Source organism: Streptomyces sp. SA15, from assembly GCF_002291145.1.
GTDB lineage: Bacteria > Actinomycetota > Actinomycetes > Streptomycetales > Streptomycetaceae > Streptomyces.
Window position 1 is genome coordinate 28334 of sequence record NZ_NTGE01000126.1, and the last position, 18174, is coordinate 46507.

15 protein-coding genes and 1 pseudogene are annotated in these 18174 nt (G+C 69.9%); 9 read left to right on the forward strand and 7 right to left on the reverse strand.

Translation table 11 applies throughout. The features are described 5' to 3' along the window. The first annotated feature begins 143 nt into the window (after window positions 1–143). Together CLM62_RS29180 and CLM62_RS29185 are read left to right on the forward strand one after the other, a co-directional pair. On the forward strand, window positions 144–1007 hold the full coding sequence (locus CLM62_RS29180) for a phosphatidylinositol-specific phospholipase C/glycerophosphodiester phosphodiesterase family protein (RefSeq protein ID WP_095752903.1): 864 nt from the start codon (window positions 144–146) through the stop codon (window positions 1005–1007). A gap of 130 nt (window positions 1008–1137) precedes the next feature. Further along, entirely contained in the window at window positions 1138–1332 is a 195-nt protein-coding gene (locus CLM62_RS29185; protein WP_095752904.1) for a hypothetical protein, read from the forward strand. 9 nt (window positions 1333–1341) lie between these two features. Here CLM62_RS29185 and CLM62_RS29190 read toward each other — a convergent pair whose 3' ends face one another. The 3 genes from CLM62_RS29190 to CLM62_RS29205 form a co-directional block, all read right to left on the reverse strand. Continuing rightward, on the reverse strand, window positions 1342–2586 hold the full coding sequence (locus tag CLM62_RS29190) for a phosphodiester glycosidase family protein (RefSeq protein WP_095752905.1): 1245 nt from the start codon (window positions 2584–2586) through the stop codon (window positions 1342–1344). A 77-nt stretch (window positions 2587–2663) separates the two neighbouring features. Continuing rightward, entirely contained in the window at window positions 2664–3056 is a 393-nt protein-coding gene (locus CLM62_RS29195; protein ID WP_095752991.1) for a DUF779 domain-containing protein, read from the reverse strand. Window positions 3057–3111: 55 nt separating this feature from the next. After that, window positions 3112–4467 carry a methyltransferase domain-containing protein gene (locus CLM62_RS29205; protein ID WP_257004149.1) on the reverse strand — a complete coding sequence of 452 codons (1356 nt, stop codon included), beginning with the start codon at window positions 4465–4467 and terminating at the stop codon, window positions 3112–3114. A 137-nt stretch (window positions 4468–4604) separates the two neighbouring features. Between CLM62_RS29205 and CLM62_RS29210 the strand changes: the two genes are divergently transcribed. Then, on the forward strand, window positions 4605–5033 hold the full coding sequence (locus CLM62_RS29210; RefSeq protein ID WP_095752906.1) for a Fur family transcriptional regulator: 429 nt from the start codon (window positions 4605–4607) through the stop codon (window positions 5031–5033). Window positions 5034–5054: 21 nt separating this feature from the next. Here the strand turns inward: CLM62_RS29210 and CLM62_RS29215 are convergent, their stop codons facing one another. Next, window positions 5055–10250 (reverse strand): family 43 glycosylhydrolase, encoded by a 5196-nt coding sequence (locus CLM62_RS29215; RefSeq protein WP_095752907.1) that lies wholly within the window; start codon window positions 10248–10250, stop codon window positions 5055–5057. A gap of 304 nt (window positions 10251–10554) precedes the next feature. Between CLM62_RS29215 and CLM62_RS29220 the strand changes: the two genes are divergently transcribed. Beyond that, on the forward strand, window positions 10555–11559 hold the full coding sequence (locus CLM62_RS29220; RefSeq protein WP_095752908.1) for a polysaccharide lyase family 1 protein: 1005 nt from the start codon (window positions 10555–10557) through the stop codon (window positions 11557–11559). A 92-nt stretch (window positions 11560–11651) separates the two neighbouring features. Here the strand turns inward: CLM62_RS29220 and CLM62_RS29225 are convergent, their stop codons facing one another. Both CLM62_RS29225 and CLM62_RS29230 read right to left on the reverse strand, forming a co-directional pair. Beyond that, window positions 11652–13007, reverse strand: coding sequence for an alkaline phosphatase PhoX (locus CLM62_RS29225; RefSeq protein ID WP_095752909.1), 1356 nt, complete (start codon window positions 13005–13007; stop codon window positions 11652–11654). 198 nt (window positions 13008–13205) lie between these two features. Then, a complete protein-coding gene (locus tag CLM62_RS29230) occupies window positions 13206–14087 on the reverse strand; it encodes an FAD-dependent oxidoreductase (protein WP_257004150.1) in 882 nt (293 codons plus the stop codon). A gap of 7 nt (window positions 14088–14094) precedes the next feature. Here CLM62_RS29230 and CLM62_RS29235 point away from each other — a divergent pair. The 5 genes and pseudogenes from CLM62_RS29235 to CLM62_RS53185 form a co-directional block, all read left to right on the forward strand. Next, window positions 14095–14574, forward strand: a pseudogene (locus tag CLM62_RS29235) (amino acid ABC transporter ATP-binding protein); the annotation flags it as partial. Next, complete coding sequence (locus CLM62_RS29240) at window positions 14564–15208, forward strand: amino acid ABC transporter permease (RefSeq protein WP_095752911.1); 645 nt, start codon at window positions 14564–14566, stop codon at window positions 15206–15208. The pseudogene CLM62_RS29235 and the gene CLM62_RS29240, both read left to right, overlap by 11 nt. Beyond that, complete coding sequence (locus CLM62_RS29245) at window positions 15205–15858, forward strand: amino acid ABC transporter permease (RefSeq protein ID WP_095752912.1); 654 nt, start codon at window positions 15205–15207, stop codon at window positions 15856–15858. The genes CLM62_RS29240 and CLM62_RS29245 overlap by 4 nt, the downstream gene beginning before the upstream one ends. Before the next feature lie 128 nt (window positions 15859–15986). Continuing rightward, entirely contained in the window at window positions 15987–16838 is an 852-nt protein-coding gene (locus CLM62_RS29250; RefSeq protein ID WP_095752913.1) for an ABC transporter substrate-binding protein, read from the forward strand. Window positions 16839–16869: 31 nt separating this feature from the next. Further along, window positions 16870–17025 (forward strand): tetratricopeptide repeat protein, encoded by a 156-nt coding sequence (locus tag CLM62_RS53185; protein WP_107483831.1) that lies wholly within the window; start codon window positions 16870–16872, stop codon window positions 17023–17025. 177 nt (window positions 17026–17202) lie between these two features. Here the strand turns inward: CLM62_RS53185 and CLM62_RS29255 are convergent, their stop codons facing one another. Further along, window positions 17203–18165: a LysR family transcriptional regulator gene (locus CLM62_RS29255; protein WP_095752914.1), complete on the reverse strand. Its 963-nt coding sequence runs from the start codon at window positions 18163–18165 to the stop codon at window positions 17203–17205. Window positions 18166–18174: the final 9 nt, after the last annotated feature.

Genomic DNA, 18174 nt, shown 5'->3' on the forward strand with positions numbered 1-18174 from the left:
GGGCGGGCTTTTTCGTGAGCCCTGCTCCGAAGAAGTGAACGGGCAGCGGCAGTCCGGCCAACTCCTCTTCCGGCACTGCTTCTTGGGCTCTTCAGGAACGCATACTCACTGCGGTCCCGTAAGGCCTACCAGGGAGGCAGAGCATGGCCCTCACCACCCGCCGCAGAGTCCTCACCACCCTCGGCGCCGCCCTCGCGGGCACGGTCGCCCTGCCCGCCAGCAGCGCGCTGGCCGGTGAGCAGAAGCACGGCCCCCGCCCGCTGTGGCGCGCCCACGCCCACAACGACTACGAGCACCCGCGTCCCCTCCTCGACGCCCTCGACCACCGCTTCGGCAGCCTCGAGGCCGACATCTTTCTCGTCGGCGACCAACTCCTCGTCGCCCACGACCCCGTCGACCTCGACCCGGCCCGCACCCTCGAGTCCCTCTACCTCGAGCCGCTCGCCGCCCGTGTCCGGGCCAACCACGGTTCCGTGTACCGGGGGTACCGGGGGCCCCTGCAACTGCTGATCGACATCAAGACCGAGGGCTCGTCGACGTACCTCGAACTCGACCGCCATCTCCGGCGCTACAAGCACCTGTTCACGACGTACGCCCACGGCCGTGTCCTCCCCGGCCCGGTCACCGCCGTGATCTCCGGCGACCGTGCCGCCCGCACGCCGATGGAGGCGCAGACCGTGCGGCGGGCGTTCTACGACGGCCGGCTCGCCGACCTCGCCACCTCGGCCCCCGCCTCCTTCGTCCCGCTGATCAGCGACAACTGGACGCTCAACTTCACCTGGGCGGGCGTGGGCGCCTTCCCGGACGCCGAGCGGCAAAAGCTGCGGAGCATCATCCAGGCGGCGCACTCGCGCGGGCAGAAGGTCCGGTTCTGGGCCACCCCGGACGTGGCCGGCCCCGCCCGGGACGCGCTGTGGACCGAACTGGTCGCCGCCGACGTCGACTACATCAACACCGACGACCTGGCCGGACTGGAAGCCTTCCTGGACGCCCACCGGTCCACGTAGCACAGCCGTGTAGCCACAACCATCCGGACACCACACGTTCGGAGGACAGGTCAGCCGCCCGGATGAACCCTCCGCTACGCCACACTTGCGGCCGAACGCCGCGAAGCGGACGTGGCGGAGGAGGTTGACGATGGCGATTTCCATCTCTTTGGTGCTGTTGCTGCTGGTCCTGGCGGTGATCTTCCTGCGCAACGGCGGGCTGAAGATCTCCCACGCCCTGGTGTGCACGCTGCTCGGCTTCTACCTGGCCAGCACGAGCATCGCGCCCACCATCCACAGCGGCCTCACGGCAACGGCGGACATCGTCAGCAGCCTGCGGCCCTGAGTGTGCGGCTCACGGGGTCGAGAAGACCCCGATGCCGTTCGGGACGGGGCGTTCCGCGCCGGCGGAGGGGTGGTTGCGTACGGTGACGCTGCTCTCGTCCGGCGCGCGGGCGGCCAGCGTCGTCGATCCGCCGCCGTCCATGCTGAAGGCGTCGACCGATCCCAACTCCCGCATGATGGCGGCGACTTCTGCGATCGTCAGACCGCTGCGGTACTCGGGGGCGCCGTCCACCGCGAGCAGCAGCAGGCGGCTCCCGCCGTCCGCGATGCCCACGGCGGTGCGCACGGCCGACGTCGTGCCGTCCAGGCCCGGCAGCGGCTGTCCGCCCCTGAGGACCGGGTAGCCGCCTAGCGCGAAGCGGTACGGGATCCGGGTCTCGGCCGCCACCAGCTGGTGCCGGACCGTCACCAGCTCGCCCGCGACCAGCTTGCGCAGCTGGAGCGCTCCGGCCTCCCGGCCGACGAGGACCGTGGTCCCCGGCGCGATCGGGCCGCTGCCCGGCGTGTCGGCCGTCGACACGACGCGTCCGCCGCGCACCGTCACCTCGTAGGTGTCCGTGCCGCACGGCGCGGCCCGGTCCGTGTCCGTGCCGCAGGTGGCGCGGACACGGGACGCGGCGCCCCACTCCGGGGTGAACGCCCCGATGGACCCGACCGGCAGCGCGTACTGGTTGAGCCCGCCGAGCGGCAGCCGTTCCTCGGGCGTCCGGATCGATCCGTCCAGGGCCAGGTCGTCCAGCCGGGCCCGGCGGTCGGTGCCCACGCCGATCACGTCCTCGGTGCTCGTGCCGGGCGGCAGCGCGGGGCCGAAGCGCTGGCCGTTCGGCACCGCCCCCTTGAGGGCCCGGCCCTGCGCGACGGCCGGGCCCACGCTCGCCCCGGTGGCCTCGACACCCGGGTGCTGGGTCTCGGTGATGTTGAAGAAGTCGCCGTTGACGCCGGCCACGGCGCCCGCCGCGTCGGCCATGCTGGAGACGGGCGCCCGTGCGGCCACCGCCCCCGGATACAGCAGCTCCAGGCGTACGCGCGGATCGCGCAGGTCGACGTTCAGCACATGGGCGTGCGTCAGGCCTTTGGCCGCTGGGATGTCGAACTGCTCGTACACGACACCCGGCGCGATCTCGGTCCCGCCCCGCACGGCACCGGCCGGTGCCGCCCCCACCAGGGCCGCACCGGCCAGAGTGCCGAGTACCGCGAGAAACGTCAGCGCCGTTCTGCCCGTGCCCGCTCCGAACCGTCTCTGACGATGCGTCACAGCATCCCCCCTGAGTGATCGTCAACTTTCCCAGGACTCAGGGGAAGTGCAGCAGACGCCGGTGACCGCCGCGGTGTCTAGGCGCCGACGACCCGCGAACGGGTGAGAAAACGCACCCCCTCGGGCGCCTCCAGCGAGAACCCGCTGCCCCGGCCCTCGACCACGTCCACGATCAGCCGGGTGTGGCTCCACACCTCGTACTGGCTGCGCGCCATCCAGAACGTCACGGGCTCTTCCACTCCCGCCACCTCCAGCTCGGCGAGGAGCACGTCGGAGCCGCCGGTGCGGAACTCGCCCGCCGGGTAGCACATGGGGGCGCTGCCGTCGCAGCAGCCGCCGGACTGATGGAACATCAGCGGACCGTGCGTCTCACGCAGCCGGCGCACCAGGTCGGCGGCCGCCGGCGTGAGCTCGACGCGCGGGACCTCGTCGTACGGGGCGCGTGCGGATACGGCGTCCTTGGCGTTCATGGTCACCGAGTGCAGCACGGCGAAGGTTGCGAAGGGGTTGCACCCGATCCGTCGCTCATCCGGCGTACGGGGTGAAGTGGGCCGGAGCGTGGTCGACCGGGAGTCCGGGGCGCCAGGCGGTGAGGGCCTGGGCACTGCACACGAACAGGTTCTCCGGCAGCCGGTCCAGGGCGAACCACCGCCAGCGGCCGACGCTCTCGCCGGGCTGGTCGGCCGGTTCTCCGCGCCAGTCCGTCACCCGGGCGGCCACGGTGACCCGTACGACGCCGTCGACATGGTCGACGAGCGTGCCGAGGAGCCGTACGTCCTCCGGGCGGGCCGAGAGCCCGGTCTCCTCGGCTAGTGCCCCGGCAGGCAACGTTTGCCCGCTAAGGAGCGGCGTCCGGTGCGTGCTCTCGCCGTGCCGGCCGGAAGCCCTCGTACTGGACGTACTTGGGCTTTCGGCCGGTGCGGCGAGAGTGCGTGCCGGGCGTCGCGACGGGGCGAACGTTGCCTGCCGGGGCACTAGTTCCCGCACGGCCGTCTCCTGGAGCGACTCGCCGGGCTCCACCGTCCCGCCGGGAAGCTCCCACGTCCCCAGGCGGTGGCGGCCCAGCAGCAGGCCGCGCGGGCCGTGCAGGATGGCGCCGACGCCGAGCGCCGCCTGCGCGACCGGCGGCCGGGACGTGCGCGGGCGGGAGGAGGCCCGCACGGGGCGCGTCACCCGGAAGACGCGGTACGAGACGTGGTCGTCCTCGTCCGGCGCGTCGAGGACGTCGATGTGCTCGACGCGCAGCCCGTGCTCGGCGAGCAGCTCCGCCCAGACGTCGGGAGCGAGCACCCACATCCGGACGGTGATCTCGCCGCCACCGGCGAGCCGCAGGATCTCGGGCCGGGACTCGACGACGGGGGAGGGCCCGTCTCCGCGGGAGTTGGTGTGCAGCACGGTGAAACAGAGGGTTCCGCCCGGCCGGAGCGCCCCGGCCAGGGCGGGCAGCAGCCGCCGGGGATCGATGTACGGGACGGCGTTGACGGAGTAGACGACGTCGTACGGTTCCTGCACCGCGCGCAGGTGTTCGACCGCGTCGGCCCGCACCAGCCGCAGCCCGGGCAGGGAGCCGTAGCGGGCACGGGCCCGCTCGTACTGGCTCGGTGAGGCGTCGACCGCGTCCACCGTCGCCCCGTACGCGCGGACGAGGTGGGCCGCGTGCCGGCCCGGTCCGCACCCGAGGTCCAGCACCCGTCGCCCCGACAGCTCGCCGAGGATCTCGTCCCTCGGCCCGGTACCCCAGAAGCCCCAGTCGATCCGCTCCACCTCCGCCAGGACGGTGCCGCGCCTGAGGTGGTGAGTCCCGTACGTGTTCCATGCCTCGGCGTTGACCGATTCCGGGGGTGTGTCGGCGTCGTCCGGGCCCAAGGTGTGCGGCTGCACTCTGCCTCCCACGTGCGCGGTTTCTGACGGTTCCATCGATATGGAAACCATGTTCATTTAAGATGGTCGACAGCGCGGGGCGCAACGCACAGGTCGACCGAGGAGTCCGGGGATGGGTGAAAGGGTGGGTGAAAGGGATGGGTGAAGCGGAGGCGGACGTGACGAGCGGGCGGGCCCGCGCTGCCGGGCTGCGCAGCACGCGGCAGCGGCGGGCGGTGCTCGAAACACTGGGCCGCTGCCGCGAGTTCATTTCCGCGCAGGAACTGCACACCCGGCTCGCGGGCACCGGCAGCACGGTCGGGCTCACCACCGTCTACCGCACCCTGCGCGAACTGGACCGCGCGGGGCTCGTCGACGTCGTCCGCGACGAGGGCGGAGAGCGGCTCTACCTCCGCCGGCCGACCGGCGAGCACCGTCACCACCTCATCTGTCGTGACTGCGGCCGAAGCCGGCCGGTCGACGCGGAGGCCGTCGAGGAGTGGGCCGCCCGCCTCGCCGAGACCACCGGCTTCACCGAACTGGAACACACCCTCGAACTCAGCGGTGTCTGCGACCGCTGCCGCTGACGCGGGCCCCTGCCGACCGGCTCACGGTCGGTGGACGCCGACCGTGATGAAGCCGATGGCCCTCGCCGCTGTGGAGTTGTCGTAGACCACGTCACCGGTGGACTTCTTCCAGATCTCGATGCGGAAGGTGTCCGGGCCGTCGGTGGCGGTGACGCGGAACCCGTAGCCGTTGGTGCCGTTGACCGTCCCGGAGCCCTGGTGGACGGCCTTCGAACCGGTGACGACGAGCCAGTCGGAGCCGGTGGAGCGGAACTTCAGGCGGCCCGCGCCGAAGTCGAAGGCGACCTTGCCGGAGGGGCGGACGGAGCCCTTCTCGTAGCCGGCGGCGAAGGAGAAGGCCGCCTTGCCGGTGAGGTCGGGTCGTGCGGGAAGGGCGCCGGACGGCGAGGTGATGACGCCGGTGCCGGCCGCGGGGCCGGCGGCACGGTCGTAGACGATCAGCTCGGGGAGCGTCGTACGGTCCGAGGCGCCGTCGTCGTCGGTCACCGTGACCACGGGGCGGCGGATGCCCGCCGTGGTGTAGGTGTGGGCGGCCTCGCAGCCGGAGGCGGTGACGGTGCCCGCCGTGGGCTCGGAGCCGTCCTTCCAGTCGACCGCGCAGGTGTGGGTGTCGCCGGTGCCGGGGTCGCCGAACTCGGCGGTGATCGCGGCGCGGTGGCCCACCGATACCGCGGACTTCGGGCCGGTGCCGGAGCTGATCGCCGGGGCCGCGTTGGCGACGGTCACGGTCGCGGAGTCGCTGCTGCGGCCGCCCGTCAGGGTGACCCGGTAGGCGCCGTCGTCGGTGCAGGTGAGCGTGGTCCGGGCGGCCGTCGGGTCGCCGAAGGTGCAGGGCGCTCCCTCCTCGACCGTCCACTTCGGGCTGCCCGCACCGGAGATGGTGCCGCCCAGCTGGATCTGGTCGCCCTCGATGCCGTCGGCATCCGGGCCGGCGCGGACGATCGTGACCGGGTCGATGCCGGTCAGCGTCGGGACGACCTTCTTGATCAGGCCGTCGGCGTCGAATTCCAGCTTGTCGATGGTGGTTTCGCGGTGGGTGCCGTCACCGCCCGGGATCGCGAACCGGTGGTAGGCGATGTACCAGTCGTCGGAGTTCGGGACCTGGACGACGGAGTGGTGGCCGGGGCCCTTGATGCCCAGGGAGAGGTCCTTCTCCAGGATCACGCCCTGCTTGGTCCAGGGGCCGGTGGGGGAGGGGCCGGTGGCGTAGGCGACGCGGTAGTTCTCGTCCCGGGTGTCGTTCTCCGACCACATGAAGTAGTAGGTGCCCTTGCGCTTGATGACGAAGGAACCCTCGTTGTAGCCGCTCGGGGTGATGTCCTTGACCTTCGAGGTGTCGAGGGACGTCATGTCGTCGTTCAGCGGGACGACGTACCCGCGGCCGTTGCCGAAGTAGAGGTACGACTGTCCGTCGTCGTCCGTGAAGACACCCGGATCGATCATCTGGCCGGGGAACTGGCCCGCCTTCAGCAGCGGTTGGCCAAGCGGGTCCTTGAAGGGCCCTGTGGGCGAGTCGGAGACCGCGACGCCGATGTTGGCGTCGGCGGAGAAGTAGAAGAAGTACTTCCCGTCCTTCTCGGCGATCGTCGGAGCCCAGGCCCGGCTGTCGGCCCAGCTGACGTCCGGCCCCAGGTCGAGGATGACGCCGTGGTCCTTCCAGTGGACCAGGTCGGTGGAGGAGTACGCCTTGAACTGCGTGCCGCTCCAGCCCGGGAAGCCGTCGGTGGTCGGGTACAGGTAGAAGGTGTCGCCGAACCGCACGATGTTCGGGTCGGCGTTGAGCCCCGGCAGCACCGGGCTCTTCATGACCAGTGCCCGCACCGTCCAGCTGCGCTTCTTCCCGTCCGAGCCGGTGACCTCGTACGTCACCGGCTCGGTGAAGTCGTGGACGCTGCCGGAGGAGGGGCTGATGGCCGCGCCGTGCGCGAGGGTGAACTCCGGGGCCAGAGCGGTGAGATCGGTGCCTTCGGTGAGGGGCAGGGTGATCGTGCTGCCGGCGTCGTCGACGAGGGCGTCGACCTTCAGCGCCGGATGGGTCGCCTTCGCGATGCCCGTGGTGTTGCCGCTGAGCTCCAGGACCTCCGTGGGCGTGAGGGCCCGGTTGTAGATCCGGAAGTCGTCGACCTCGCCGCCGAAGTACGGGTCGGCGGCGTAGAGGGAGCGGCCTATGTAGCCGCTGTGGTCCTTGCCCGCGTCGTACAGCTCGGACGGCTTGGTGGTGACGCCGGTCGCGCGGGCCGCCTCGATGCCGTCGACGTAGAGGACCGCGGTGCCGGCCGCGCCGTCGAGCGTGACGGTGACGTGCCTCCACTCGCCCGGGGTGAGCTGGGAGCCGGCCGTCAGCTTCGACTCCGCCGACCAACTGGCCTTGGTGATGGCCGAGTAGAGCTTCGAGGAGCCGTTGGAGGGGCTGGCGAAGAGGTACTTGTCGCTGTCGGGCCCGAGCCCGAACAGCCACTGCCAGTTGTCCCCGCCCTTCCACTTGGCGTACGTCGAGACGGTGACACTGTCGGCACCCTTGAGGACGCCGTTGGGGATCTTCACGTACGGCGAGTCGGAGGCACCGGACATCTTGAACGAGCCGCCGTCCACGCCGGTGCCGAAGCCGGGCGTGCGGGCGTAGGTGCCGTGGTAGCCGTGTCCGCTGGAGTCACGGGCGATGGTGCCGCCGGTCTCGTCGAAGTCGTAACGCAGGAGCAGGTCGGCCGGGACGTCGGGGCCCTCGGTCGAGACCGTGACCTCGGCCTTGAGTGTGGCGCCGTCCGGCAGGCCGCCGGTCACCGTGAAGGTACCGGCCTGCGCATACTGGGATGCCGGTACGTCCGCCCAGGTGACGGAGACGGGACGCTTCACGCCGTCCGCGTACGTGGCGATGACGGTGGCCGGCAGGACCGGCGCGTCACCGATGCGCGTCTCGACCTTGATGTCCTCGACGCTCTCCACCAGCTGGTCGGGCTGGTAGGCGCGCAGCAGCCGGTCGTACTCGGCCTGCGTGACCGGGAGCACGGTGCCGTGGCGGGGCTTGGCGGGCAGGTCGTAGCCGGTGGACGGGGTCCAGACGCCGGAGTCGAGGTCCGTGGTCTCGAAGGGGATGTAGCCGCGGCCGCCGAACTCATCGAGGAACGCGTACCACTTCTCCTCGGTGTTGGACTTGAACACCAGCGGCCCTTCGGCGGCGTTCATCGCGCCCTTGCCGATACCCTCGGCGACCGCGTCCCAGGAGGTGTCGAGGAGCGAGTCGCTCTTCTCCTCGAAGATGAACTTGCTGTTGGGCGTGGAGGAGGTGTTGTTCCGCTCGTCCTTGGACAGGCGGTAGTAGGTCCCGTCGTGCCGGATCACCGTGGAGTCGATGACCGAGTAGCCGCGGTCGATCCAGACCTTGGGCTCGCTGAAGGTGTGGAAGTCGCGGGTCGTCGCGTACATCATGCGGTTGTACGTGTCGCCGGAGTGCGCCTCGTTGTCGTACAGCTTCGACGCCCAGAAGACCACGTACTCGCCGCGCTCGGCGTCGTAGAACGCCTCCGGCGCCCAGGTGTTGCCCGCGCTGTCGGGCGAGACCTTGACCAGGCGCTGGTCCGTCCAGTGCACCAGGTCGGTGGACTCCCAGACCATGATGGACTTGCTGCCGGTGCGCTGGGAGGCGTCCCAGTCGCCGTTGCCGTAGATCCTGAGGTCGGTGGCGATCTGGTAGAACTTGTCGCCCTCCGGGGAGCGGATGATGAACGGGTCGCGCAGGCCCTTCTCGCCGAGCGTGGAGGTCAGGACGGGCTTGCCGTCGTTCAACTCCCGCCACTTCAACGGGTCGTTGCCCTTGCTGAGGGCGGCGTAGAGCTGCTCGCCGTCCGAGGTGCCCTCGCCGGTGAAGTAGCTGAACATATAGCCCTTCAGGGCTTCCTGCTCGGGCAGTTCGGGCACCTTGGCGGTGAGCGTGCGGGTGGCCTTCGCCGTTCCCTTGGTGACGGTGGCGGTCAGCTCGACGGTGGTGGCGCCCTCGCCGTGCGCGGGGCGGTGGACCACGCCGTCGGCGGATATGACGTCCGGCTTCGCGGAGGTCCAGGTGACCTCGGTGTCGTAGGAACCGGTCGCGGGGAGGGTGAGGTTGCCGCGTACGTCGTCGAGGTTGTGGACCGTCAGGGCCTCGGCGGCCTGCCGGGTGGCCGTCTCGTCGTCGAACGCGGGAAGGACCGTGACGTCGAAGCTCTTGGTGTCGGTCACGGTGCCCTTCTTCAGGGTCGCCGTGAGGGTGGCGTGGCCGTCCGGCTCGCCCGCGGCGGGGCGGGTCACCTTGCCGGCGTCGGACACCACGGCGGGGTTGTCGCTCGCCCAGCTGATCGTGGAGCCGCCGGCGGTGCCGGTCTTCGGCAGGTCCAGGTCGGCCGTGACGGCGCCGGTGTCGCCGAGGGAGAGGGCGGCCTTGTCGTCGGCGACGCCCCGCGTGGCCACGGGGAGCGCGAGCTGCTCGACCTCGGAGCCGGCGAGTGCGCGGTCGTACACCCGGAAGTCCCGCATCCTGCCCTTGAAGAGCTTGTCGCCGGAGTACACGGACTTGCCGATGTAGTTGGCGGTGGTGGTGCCGGAGCCGATGGCGCCGGGGGTGATGGTGACCGAGCTGTTGCGAGCCACCTCGACGCCGTCCTCGTACAGGACGCCGGTGGTGCCGGTCTGGGTGTACGTCACGTGCTTCCACACGGCGCGGGTCAGGTTGTGCGAGTCGGCGGGCCTGGTGGTCTGCTCCGTCGACCAGTTGCCGGTCGCGATGGAGGTGCGGAAGGCGTTGCCGGTGGTGAACAGGTAGCCGTTGCCGCTGCTCCCGCTGGAGTTGCCGAAGCCGTAGAGGAAGTACGGGGTGGCCTGGGCGGAGTCGATCAGCACGTCCATCGAGACGGTGATCGCGTCCATGCCCTTCATGACGTCGTCCGGCACCTTGACGTAGGTGTCGGACCCGTTGAAGGCGAGCCCCTCGCCGGTGCCGGACCAGCCGGCGGCGCCGTTGACCGTGCCGTTGCGGCCGTTGCCGGACGCGTCGGTCGCGGTGCCGCCCGAGGCCGCGTCGAACTTGTACCAGAGGGCCAGGCCCTCGGTGATGTCCGCGGTGTCCGCCGCCTGTGCGGGAACGACAGGTGCGGCGAGGCCGAGGAGCAGCGACGCGGCGGTCATTCCGGCGAGATGGCCCGCCCAACGTCTCGCGCGGGTGCGCAGACGTGCGATGTACGTCATGTCGGGTTTCCCTGCTGAGGCATGGCGGGGCCTCGGCCATGGGCACCCTGCCGTTTCGGCTGTGTGACGTCGTGTTGCGAGAGTGTCAATCCGTGCCTGGTGCAGCGTCAAGGGGTTTCGAACGATGTGCGGCAGGTCGAACATGCTGGGTGCTTGTCGCTGTCGTTGACATGCCCAAAACACCTGATTAGCATTCAGGAAATCTAGAAAGCGCTTTCTGTCGCTTTCTGTCCTGGGGTCCCGGGTTGGTGCGGGCGAACGCGGGTGCCGGAAAGATCCGTTCACTCATCCCTGGAGGAACCGCATGAGTTACTTACGCAGCACGCGCACCGCTCCGGCTCTCGCTCTCGCGCTGCTCCTCGGCGCGGCGGCGGTGCCGGCCGGCAGTGGCAGCGCCGTCGCGCAGCCCCCGGCGCCGCTGGCGGAGACGTCCCCCACCGGTTTCGCCGCGGTCAACGCGCTCGGCCAGAACGGCACCACCGGCGGAGCCGGTGGCCCGACCGTGACCGCCACCACCACCGACCAGTTCCTGGAGTACATCGACACCACGGGGCCGCTGGTGATCCGCGTGCAGGGCACCATCAACATCACCAGCAAGCAGGGAGTGCGCCCGAACAAGACCATCGTCGGGGTCGGCTCCTCGGCCGTCATCAACGGCGGCGGCCTGGACTTCTACCGCTCCTCCAACGTCATCGTGCGGAACATCAAGTTCACAGGCGCCGAGGACGACGCCGTCAACGTCGGTCAGGAGTCGCACCACATCTGGATCGACCACAACGAGTTCGTCGGGGCGGTCGACGGGGCGATCGACGTCGTCCGCGGCTCCCAGTACGTCACCGTGTCGTGGAACTGGTTCAACAAGACCGACAAGAGCATGCTGCTCGGTCACTCCGACGGCAACAGCAGCCAGGACGCCGGGAAGCTGAAGGTCTCCATCCACCACAACTTCTTCGACGGCTCACGGCAGCGGCATCCGCGGGTGCGGTTCGGCGAGCCGGTGCACGTCTACAACAACTACTACAAGGGGAACGCCATCTACGGCGTCGCATCGACCATGAACGCGGGCGTGGTGGTCGAGGGCAACTACTTCGAGAGCGTTCCGCACCCCTGCTACTCCGCCAGCGGGTACGACCAGTCGGGGCCGGGCCGGCTGGTGCAGCGCGGCAACGTCTTCACCGGGTCGGGCGCGTGCGAGACCAACGGCACGGTGACCGAGCCGCGCACCTACTACTCGTACACGCTGGACCCGGCGGCCAACGTGCCCTCCCTCGTGCGGGCCGGGGTGGGGGTCGGCAAGATCGGCACCTGAACCGTCGGATCCCTGGAGGGTTGCCGGACCTGTTCCCACTGCGGTCCGGCAACCCTGTGCCCGGGACGAGCAGACGCTCCCCGGCGGGTGGATCAGAGCGCGCCCTGGGTCCAGGGGCCGGTGATCGCGAACGTGATGCCGGGGGTCTGGACGTTGACGAACAGCCAGTTGCCGTTCTTCGGTTCGAACACGGATCCGGCCCACTCGGAGCCCCTGTGGTCGGCGGCCGGGACGTTCTTGCCCGCGGTGCCGCCGCGCAGGTCGACGCTGTTGGTGGCGAAGCGGAAGATCTCGCCCTGAGTGGTCAGTCCGTGGACGTACTCGGTGCCGCCGCCGTCCTCGCAGAGCACCAGGCCGCCGCGAGGGCTGACGCACATGTTGTCCGGCGCGTTGAGCACGTCGGCGCCGGGGGAGGCGAAGAGCACCCGGAACTCGTCGGTGGCCGGGTCGAGTTCGAAGACCTGTCCCTGGCGGGCGGGGCCGCCGTCGGTCGTGATCACGTAGATGCGGTCGTTGCCGTACCAGGCGCCCTCGAGGCGGCTGAATACGGCGGCGCCGTTCGCCTGTGCCTGGAGTCGTACCGTGTCCGTCGCCGGGTCGACGTCCTCGACGGGCACCCAGGAGACGGTGCCGTACGTCTTCTCGCCGTCGAGGCGGGTGTCGTACTTCATGGTGCCGATGCGCAGGGCCTCGAGCCGGCCGCCCTTGGCCAGATCGCCCGGGACCGCCGGAACGAACCGGTACAGCGAGGCGTCGCCGCGATCCTCGGTCTCGTAGATGTAGCCGGTCGACGGGTCGACGGCGACGGCCTCGTGGTTGAACCGACCCATGGCCTTGTAGGGCTCGGGGTTGCCCTTGCCCTCCGAGGCCACCTCGAAGATGTAGCCGTGGCGCTTGTCGGCGACCGTGGAGAAGGTTTCCTCGCAGGTGAGCCAGGTGTTCCAGGGGGTGGGTCCACCGGCGCAGTTGCGGATGGTGCCGCCGAGGCTGCCGTAGGACTCCAGCCACTGGCCGGCGTCCGGGTCGAAGACCATGGTGGTGGTCCCGCCGCCGGCCGCGGGGTTGTATGCGGGGGCGGTGAAGGCGGGTCCGGCACCGCGCTCGTGGTTGCGGACGATGTGGACCTTGTCGTCGTACCGGAAGGCCGCCATGCCGTCATGCGAGCCCGGGGTACGGACCCCGTCGTCCATGAGGTCGTTCGTCCAGCCGTAGGAGATGTACTCGAACCCGCTCGGCAGCTGCAGCAGTTCCAGGCCGGTCGCCTGGTCCTTGACCGGGCTCAGCGGGCCGTACCCGGCGTCGAACTCGAACTTGGCCGGCGCGGCTGCCGCCGTCCGCGCCGCGAGCGCCTGGAAGGGGACGGACGCGGCAGCGGCCACGGCGGCCCCGCGCAGGAGGGTGCGCCGTTCAAAACCGGAACCGGTCGGTCTTCCGGACTTGCCTGTCATGGGAGTCCTCTCGATACAACGGACCGGGGGGCGGCGCGAGTCACCCTAGGAGCAGACGCCGGTTCCTTTGACCAACGGCAGGTGAGCGTTGGGAGAACGCCTTTCGGCCATGATCAGAGGGATCAGAGGTTGAAAACAGGCGACTTCGCCCCCGGCGAGTACCGTGGCGCATGACTCCGGGTGGGGCCGGGGCTCGCGTCACCCGTCTGCGGTGGTCCGGCCACGCCGTGGGACGAAGCGCTGGGCGGAGAAGGGGAGAGCCGTGCGGGCCGTGTCGGCTCGCTGCCGGCGTCCGGAGATCTCCGCGGAGATGATGTCCGCGGTCACCGGCGCCAGAGTGACCCCGAGCATGCTGTGTCCGCTCGCGACCAGCACGTTGTCCTTGCCCGGCAGCGGCCCGATGACCGGCAGTCCGTCGGGTGTCATCGGACGCAGCCCGGTCCAGCCCTGCGGCTGTGACTCGAGGGGGAAGTCCGGCAGGTACGTGTGGGCGCAGCGGGCGATGCCCCGCAGCCGATGCGGATCGATGGTCGCGTCGGAGCTGCCGAACTCCATCGTTCCGGCGAAGCGGAGCCGGTTGGACAGCGGTGTGACGGCGACCTTCGCCTCGCCGAGGTACACCGAGTGCCGCAGTGTCACCGAGCCGCTGGTGTCGTCGAAGCCGTATCCCTTGCCCGGCCGGATGGGCAGGGCATGTCCGGCCAGCCGCGCGAGCGGGCCGGTGTGGACTCCGGCCGCGAGGACGAACAGGTCGCCGAGGACCTCCTCGCCCCCGGCGAGCACCGAGGTCACGCTGCGGCCCTTCGACCGGATGCCGGTGACCGGGCTGCCGTGCAGGAACCGGACTCCGAGTTCCCGGCAGCGGTCTTCCAGGCCCTTGACCAGACTCGCGGGGTCGACGTGTCGTTCCTGCGGGCAGTGAAGCCCGGCAAGTACCTGCCTGCCGAGGGCTGGTTCGAGGTCCCGGAGTTCGTCGCCGGTCAGGGGGACAGCGGTGTGGCCGATCCGTTCCATGGGGGCCGTGGCCGTCCGGTACTCGTCCATGGTGTGCCGGGTGGTGAAGACCAGGAGCTGGCCCACGCGGTGGTTCAACCTCTTCCCCCACCTGTCCGTGCTGCGCAACATCACGCTCCCGCAGGAGCAGGTGCTCGGCCGCGGCCCGGAGCAGGCCCGCGAGCGTGGTCTCGCGCTGCTGGAGCGGGTGGGGCTCGCGGACAAGGCCGAGCAGTACCCGAACCGCTGTTCAGGGGGCCAGCAGCAGCGCATCGCCATCGCGCGCGCCCTGGCCCTCGACCCCCAGGTGATGCTCTTCGACGAACCCACCTCCGCGCTCGACCCCGAGCTGGGCCTCGAGGTGCTGAACGTGATGCGGGAACTCGCCGACGACGGCATGACCATGGTGGTGGTCACCCACGAGATGGAGTTCGCCCGGGACGTCTCCGACCACCTCGTCGTCATGGCCGACGGGGCCGTCCTCGAAGAGGGCAAGCCCACCGACATCTTCTCGGCGCCCGCGCACGCCCGGACCCGGCAGTTCCTCAGGGCGGTGGACCGCGATGGGGTCTGACCTGGTTCTCACGGTGCTCAAAGGCGTACCGACGACGCTGCTGCTGACCGGCGCGAGTCTCGGGATCGGCATCGTGGGCGGTTTGCCGTTCGTCGCGGCGCGCGTCTCCAGCCGGCCGTGGCTGCGCTTGCTGTCCCGCTCCGTGATCGAGGTGTTCCGGGGTATCCCGCCGCTGGTATGGCTGTTCATCATCTACTTCGGCCTGGGCACCTCGCTGCCGGGAATCGAGCCGCTTCAGGCGTCGATCATCGGCATGGGCCTGATCTCCTGCGCCTACATGGCCGAGATCTACCGTGGCGGGCTCACCGCGGTGCACCACGGCCAGTGGGAGGCCGCCAGGGCCCTGGGCATGAGCAGCGTGGCCATCGTCCGCAAGATCATCGCCCCGCAGGTCTTCCGTATCTCCGTGCCGGCGACGGCCACCTACGGCATCGGCCTGTTCAAGGACTCCTCGGTGGCTTTCACCCTCGGGGTCACCGAGGTCCTCTACTGGGCGAACGAGCGGTCGCGCACGACCGGTGACGCGATCAAGCCGTTCCTGGTGGCGGCCGTCCTCTACATCGTCCTGTCGGCGGTTTGCGCGGCGCTGTCCCGCTCCCTCGACAAGCGCCTGCAGCGAAGGGTGGCGCGATGAGCTTCCTCACCGACTGGACGGATGCCTTCCCTCAGCTCCTGGACGGACTCAAGGTCAGCGCTCAACTGGTCGCGGGCAGTCTCGCGCTCGGCATGCCGCTGGGACTGCTGCTGGCACTCGGCTCGGCATCACGCATCGTGCCGGTCCGCTACACGGTCATCGCCCTCGTGGAGATCGGACGTGGCACACCGGCGCTGGTGATGCTGCAGATCGTCTACTTCGGCCTGCCCGAGCAGGGATTGTCGCTGAGCTCCTTCGTCTCCGCGACGCTCGCCCTCGCCCTGACCACCGGCGCCTACGCGAGTGAGATCATCCGTGGCGGCCTGCAGTCCGTTCCGCAGGGCCAGCTGGAAGCGGCGGACGCCCTCGGCATGAGCCGGTTCTCCGTGTTGCGCTTCATCGTGATCCCCCAAGGGCTGCGCGTCGCCATCCCCGCCCTCATGGGCCTGTCCATCCTGATCTTCCAGGCCACCTCGCTCGCCTACTCGATCGCCGTGCCCGAACTGCTGGGTGCCGCGTACTCGTACGGCTCCTCCACGTTCAAGTACCTGAGCGTCCTCTCCCTCGCGGGCCTCATGTACCTCTCCATCACCATCCCCGCCAGCTGGCTGTCCGAGCGCGCCGAGCGCCGTCTCGCCCGCCACGTCTGAGAACCCGGACGCACCGGCTGCCGCGGACCCGGCCCGCGGCACGGCACCGAACGACACAGCCGGAGTCCCATCGACCCGGGACAACACGCGCACGCGTTCACCCGGTCACGGAAACACCAGGGAGAAACATGAACAGCAAGTTCCCCGCAGCCATGGCCGCCGTCACGCTCCTGGCCGTCGCCACGCTCTCGGGCTGTGGAGGCGAATCGTCCACGACCACCGTCAGCGACGACTGCAAGCCCAAGCACGAGTTCAAGACGATGACAGACGGCACTCTCTCCGTGGTGAGCTTCGAGATTCCGCCGTTCAGCAAGGTCGAGGGGAACGACCTCACCGGCGTCGACGGGGACATCCTCAAGGCGATCGCGAAGATGGAATGTCTCACCCTGTCCGTCAAGGCCGCCGGTGCCGCCGCCGTCATTCCGACCGCGCAGGCCGGGCGGGCCGATCTGGCGGCCGGAGACTGGTACCGCACCGCGGAACGGGCGAAGGCGCTCGACCTGTCCGACCCGCTCTACCTTGACGACATGGCGCTCGTGTCGGAGGAGGGCGTGACCGCCATCCCGGACCTCAGGTCGAAGGGGCTCACGGTCGGGACGGTGGAGGGCTACTTGTGGGTCGCGGACCTCAAGGACTACCTCGGCGGCAAGCTGAAGACGTACGCCTCGGGCGTGAACTGTTACCAGGACCTCCAGGCCGGCCGCCTCGACGTGTGCGTGGACAGCTATGGCTCCGCCGTGTACACGGCCAAGGGCAAGAATCTGAAGGTCGAGAAGGCCAAGCCCTTCGACAAGGTCGCCGCCTCGGTCGAGGCCGCCCAGTCCACCTTCCCGATGCCCAAGGGACATGAGGACATGCTGAAGGCCGTCAACGCGGACATCGCGGAACTGCGGAGCAGCGGCGAACTCGCGAAGATCCTCACCAAGAACGGCCTGGAAGCCGACGCGGCCGAGGTCGGAGAGCCGCGCCTGATCGGCTGACCGGGACGTCCGGGCGCGCCCCGGTACGTTCCTGGCGCGTGCCTACCACCGGGCCGGCAGGCCCGAAGAGTCGCGGCACACGCTGTCCAAGGTGCTGGAACTCCGAACCCAGGTACTCGGACCGGGACATCCTCACACGCAGGCGACAGCCGTCGAACTGTATGGGCAGTCTCACGAGCTGGGGTGACAGGTTTGGACAGTCAGATTCGTAGGCGGAGCTTGAATCTGGAGCGGGTGCCGAGAATCGAACGTCCTAGATGGATGGCCGTCTCCCCGGCCGCTGCGAGGCGACCGGGTGACAAAATCCGGCGTACAGCCGACTCGTCTGCCATCAGGGCTCTGAACTGGACGTACGTCCATCCCGTCACGGTCCGACTTGGTCAGTTCCTCGGGCTCGGTCAGGGCTCGGCACACGCATCCGGGGAAGCAGCTCCAGGGGTCGGAGATCGACCTTGCGCGCGGCGGCCAGCAGCGCCTGCACCGTCACGGACTCGGGTTCCCGACGGCAGGCCACCAGGCCGATCTCCGGCGCCGGTGAGATGTCGGCCATGGGTACGGCCCGCACCCCCGGGGGTACACCGAGGGCGTGTATCCAGGCCAGTGGAACGATCCCGGCCCACCGCCCGGGGACCACGTGGGCGATCAGCGAGGCGAACGAGTCCGTCTCCACCCTCGCCACCGGTTCGGCCCCCTCCTCCGCGAAGAAGGCGTCCATGGTGCGCCGCCCGCGCATGGTGGGGGTGAGCAGGCACAGGGGGAGCGCCGCCGCCTCGGCCCAGGACACCGATTCACCGCGGACCGGTGCCCAGTCCACACCGGTGAGCAGGACGTACTTCTCCCGGTACAGCGGCACCACGCGGAATGCGGCTCGCACGTCGTCGTCCAGGTAGGTGAGGGCGGCGTCGATGGAAAACTCCCGGAGCATCGTCAGAATGTCGGTGGATGTCAGGTCAGCCATCACCTGCGCGGTGAGCAGCGGATGCCGTGTGCACAAGGGGTCGATCAGCCGTGGCACGGCGGTGGCGGCGCTGGGTACGGTGCCTATGCGGATACGGCCGCTCAGCCCCGTCCGCATGGCGTCGACCTCGCCTCGGAGAGCGTCTCGGTCGGCCAGGATCTGCCTCGCCCACACGACGACGCGTTCTCCTTCGGCGGTGAGCCCGTCGAAGCGCCGTCCCCGCTGGATCAGCGGGACCCCGAATTCCTCTTCCAGCTTGCGGATCGCCTCGGACAGAGAGGGCTGGGACACCCCGCAGCTTTGGGCGGCGCGGGCGAAATGGCGTTCGCGGGCCAGGGCCACCAGGTATTCGAGCTGCCGGAAGAGCACGGCAGAGCA

What these genes read in the sequence shown, in the direction of transcription:
- CLM62_RS29225 (WP_095752909.1), bottom strand. Translation starts at nt 13,007, where the DNA reads ATGACAGGCAAGTCCGGAAGACCGACCGGTTCCGGTTTTGAACGGCGC.
- CLM62_RS29250 (WP_095752913.1), top strand. Translation starts at nt 15,987, where the DNA reads ATGAACAGCAAGTTCCCCGCAGCCATGGCCGCCGTCACGCTCCTGGCC.
- CLM62_RS29215 (WP_095752907.1), bottom strand. Translation starts at nt 10,250, where the DNA reads ATGACGTACATCGCACGTCTGCGCACCCGCGCGAGACGTTGGGCGGGC.
- CLM62_RS29195 (WP_095752991.1), bottom strand. Translation starts at nt 3,056, where the DNA reads ATGAACGCCAAGGACGCCGTATCCGCACGCGCCCCGTACGACGAGGTC.
- CLM62_RS29245 (WP_095752912.1), top strand. Translation starts at nt 15,205, where the DNA reads ATGAGCTTCCTCACCGACTGGACGGATGCCTTCCCTCAGCTCCTGGAC.
- CLM62_RS29220 (WP_095752908.1), top strand. Translation starts at nt 10,555, where the DNA reads ATGAGTTACTTACGCAGCACGCGCACCGCTCCGGCTCTCGCTCTCGCG.
- CLM62_RS29185 (WP_095752904.1), top strand. Translation starts at nt 1,138, where the DNA reads ATGGCGATTTCCATCTCTTTGGTGCTGTTGCTGCTGGTCCTGGCGGTG.
- CLM62_RS29210 (WP_095752906.1), top strand. Translation starts at nt 4,605, where the DNA reads ATGGGTGAAGCGGAGGCGGACGTGACGAGCGGGCGGGCCCGCGCTGCC.
- CLM62_RS29240 (WP_095752911.1), top strand. Translation starts at nt 14,564, where the DNA reads ATGGGGTCTGACCTGGTTCTCACGGTGCTCAAAGGCGTACCGACGACG.
- CLM62_RS29180 (WP_095752903.1), top strand. Translation starts at nt 144, where the DNA reads ATGGCCCTCACCACCCGCCGCAGAGTCCTCACCACCCTCGGCGCCGCC.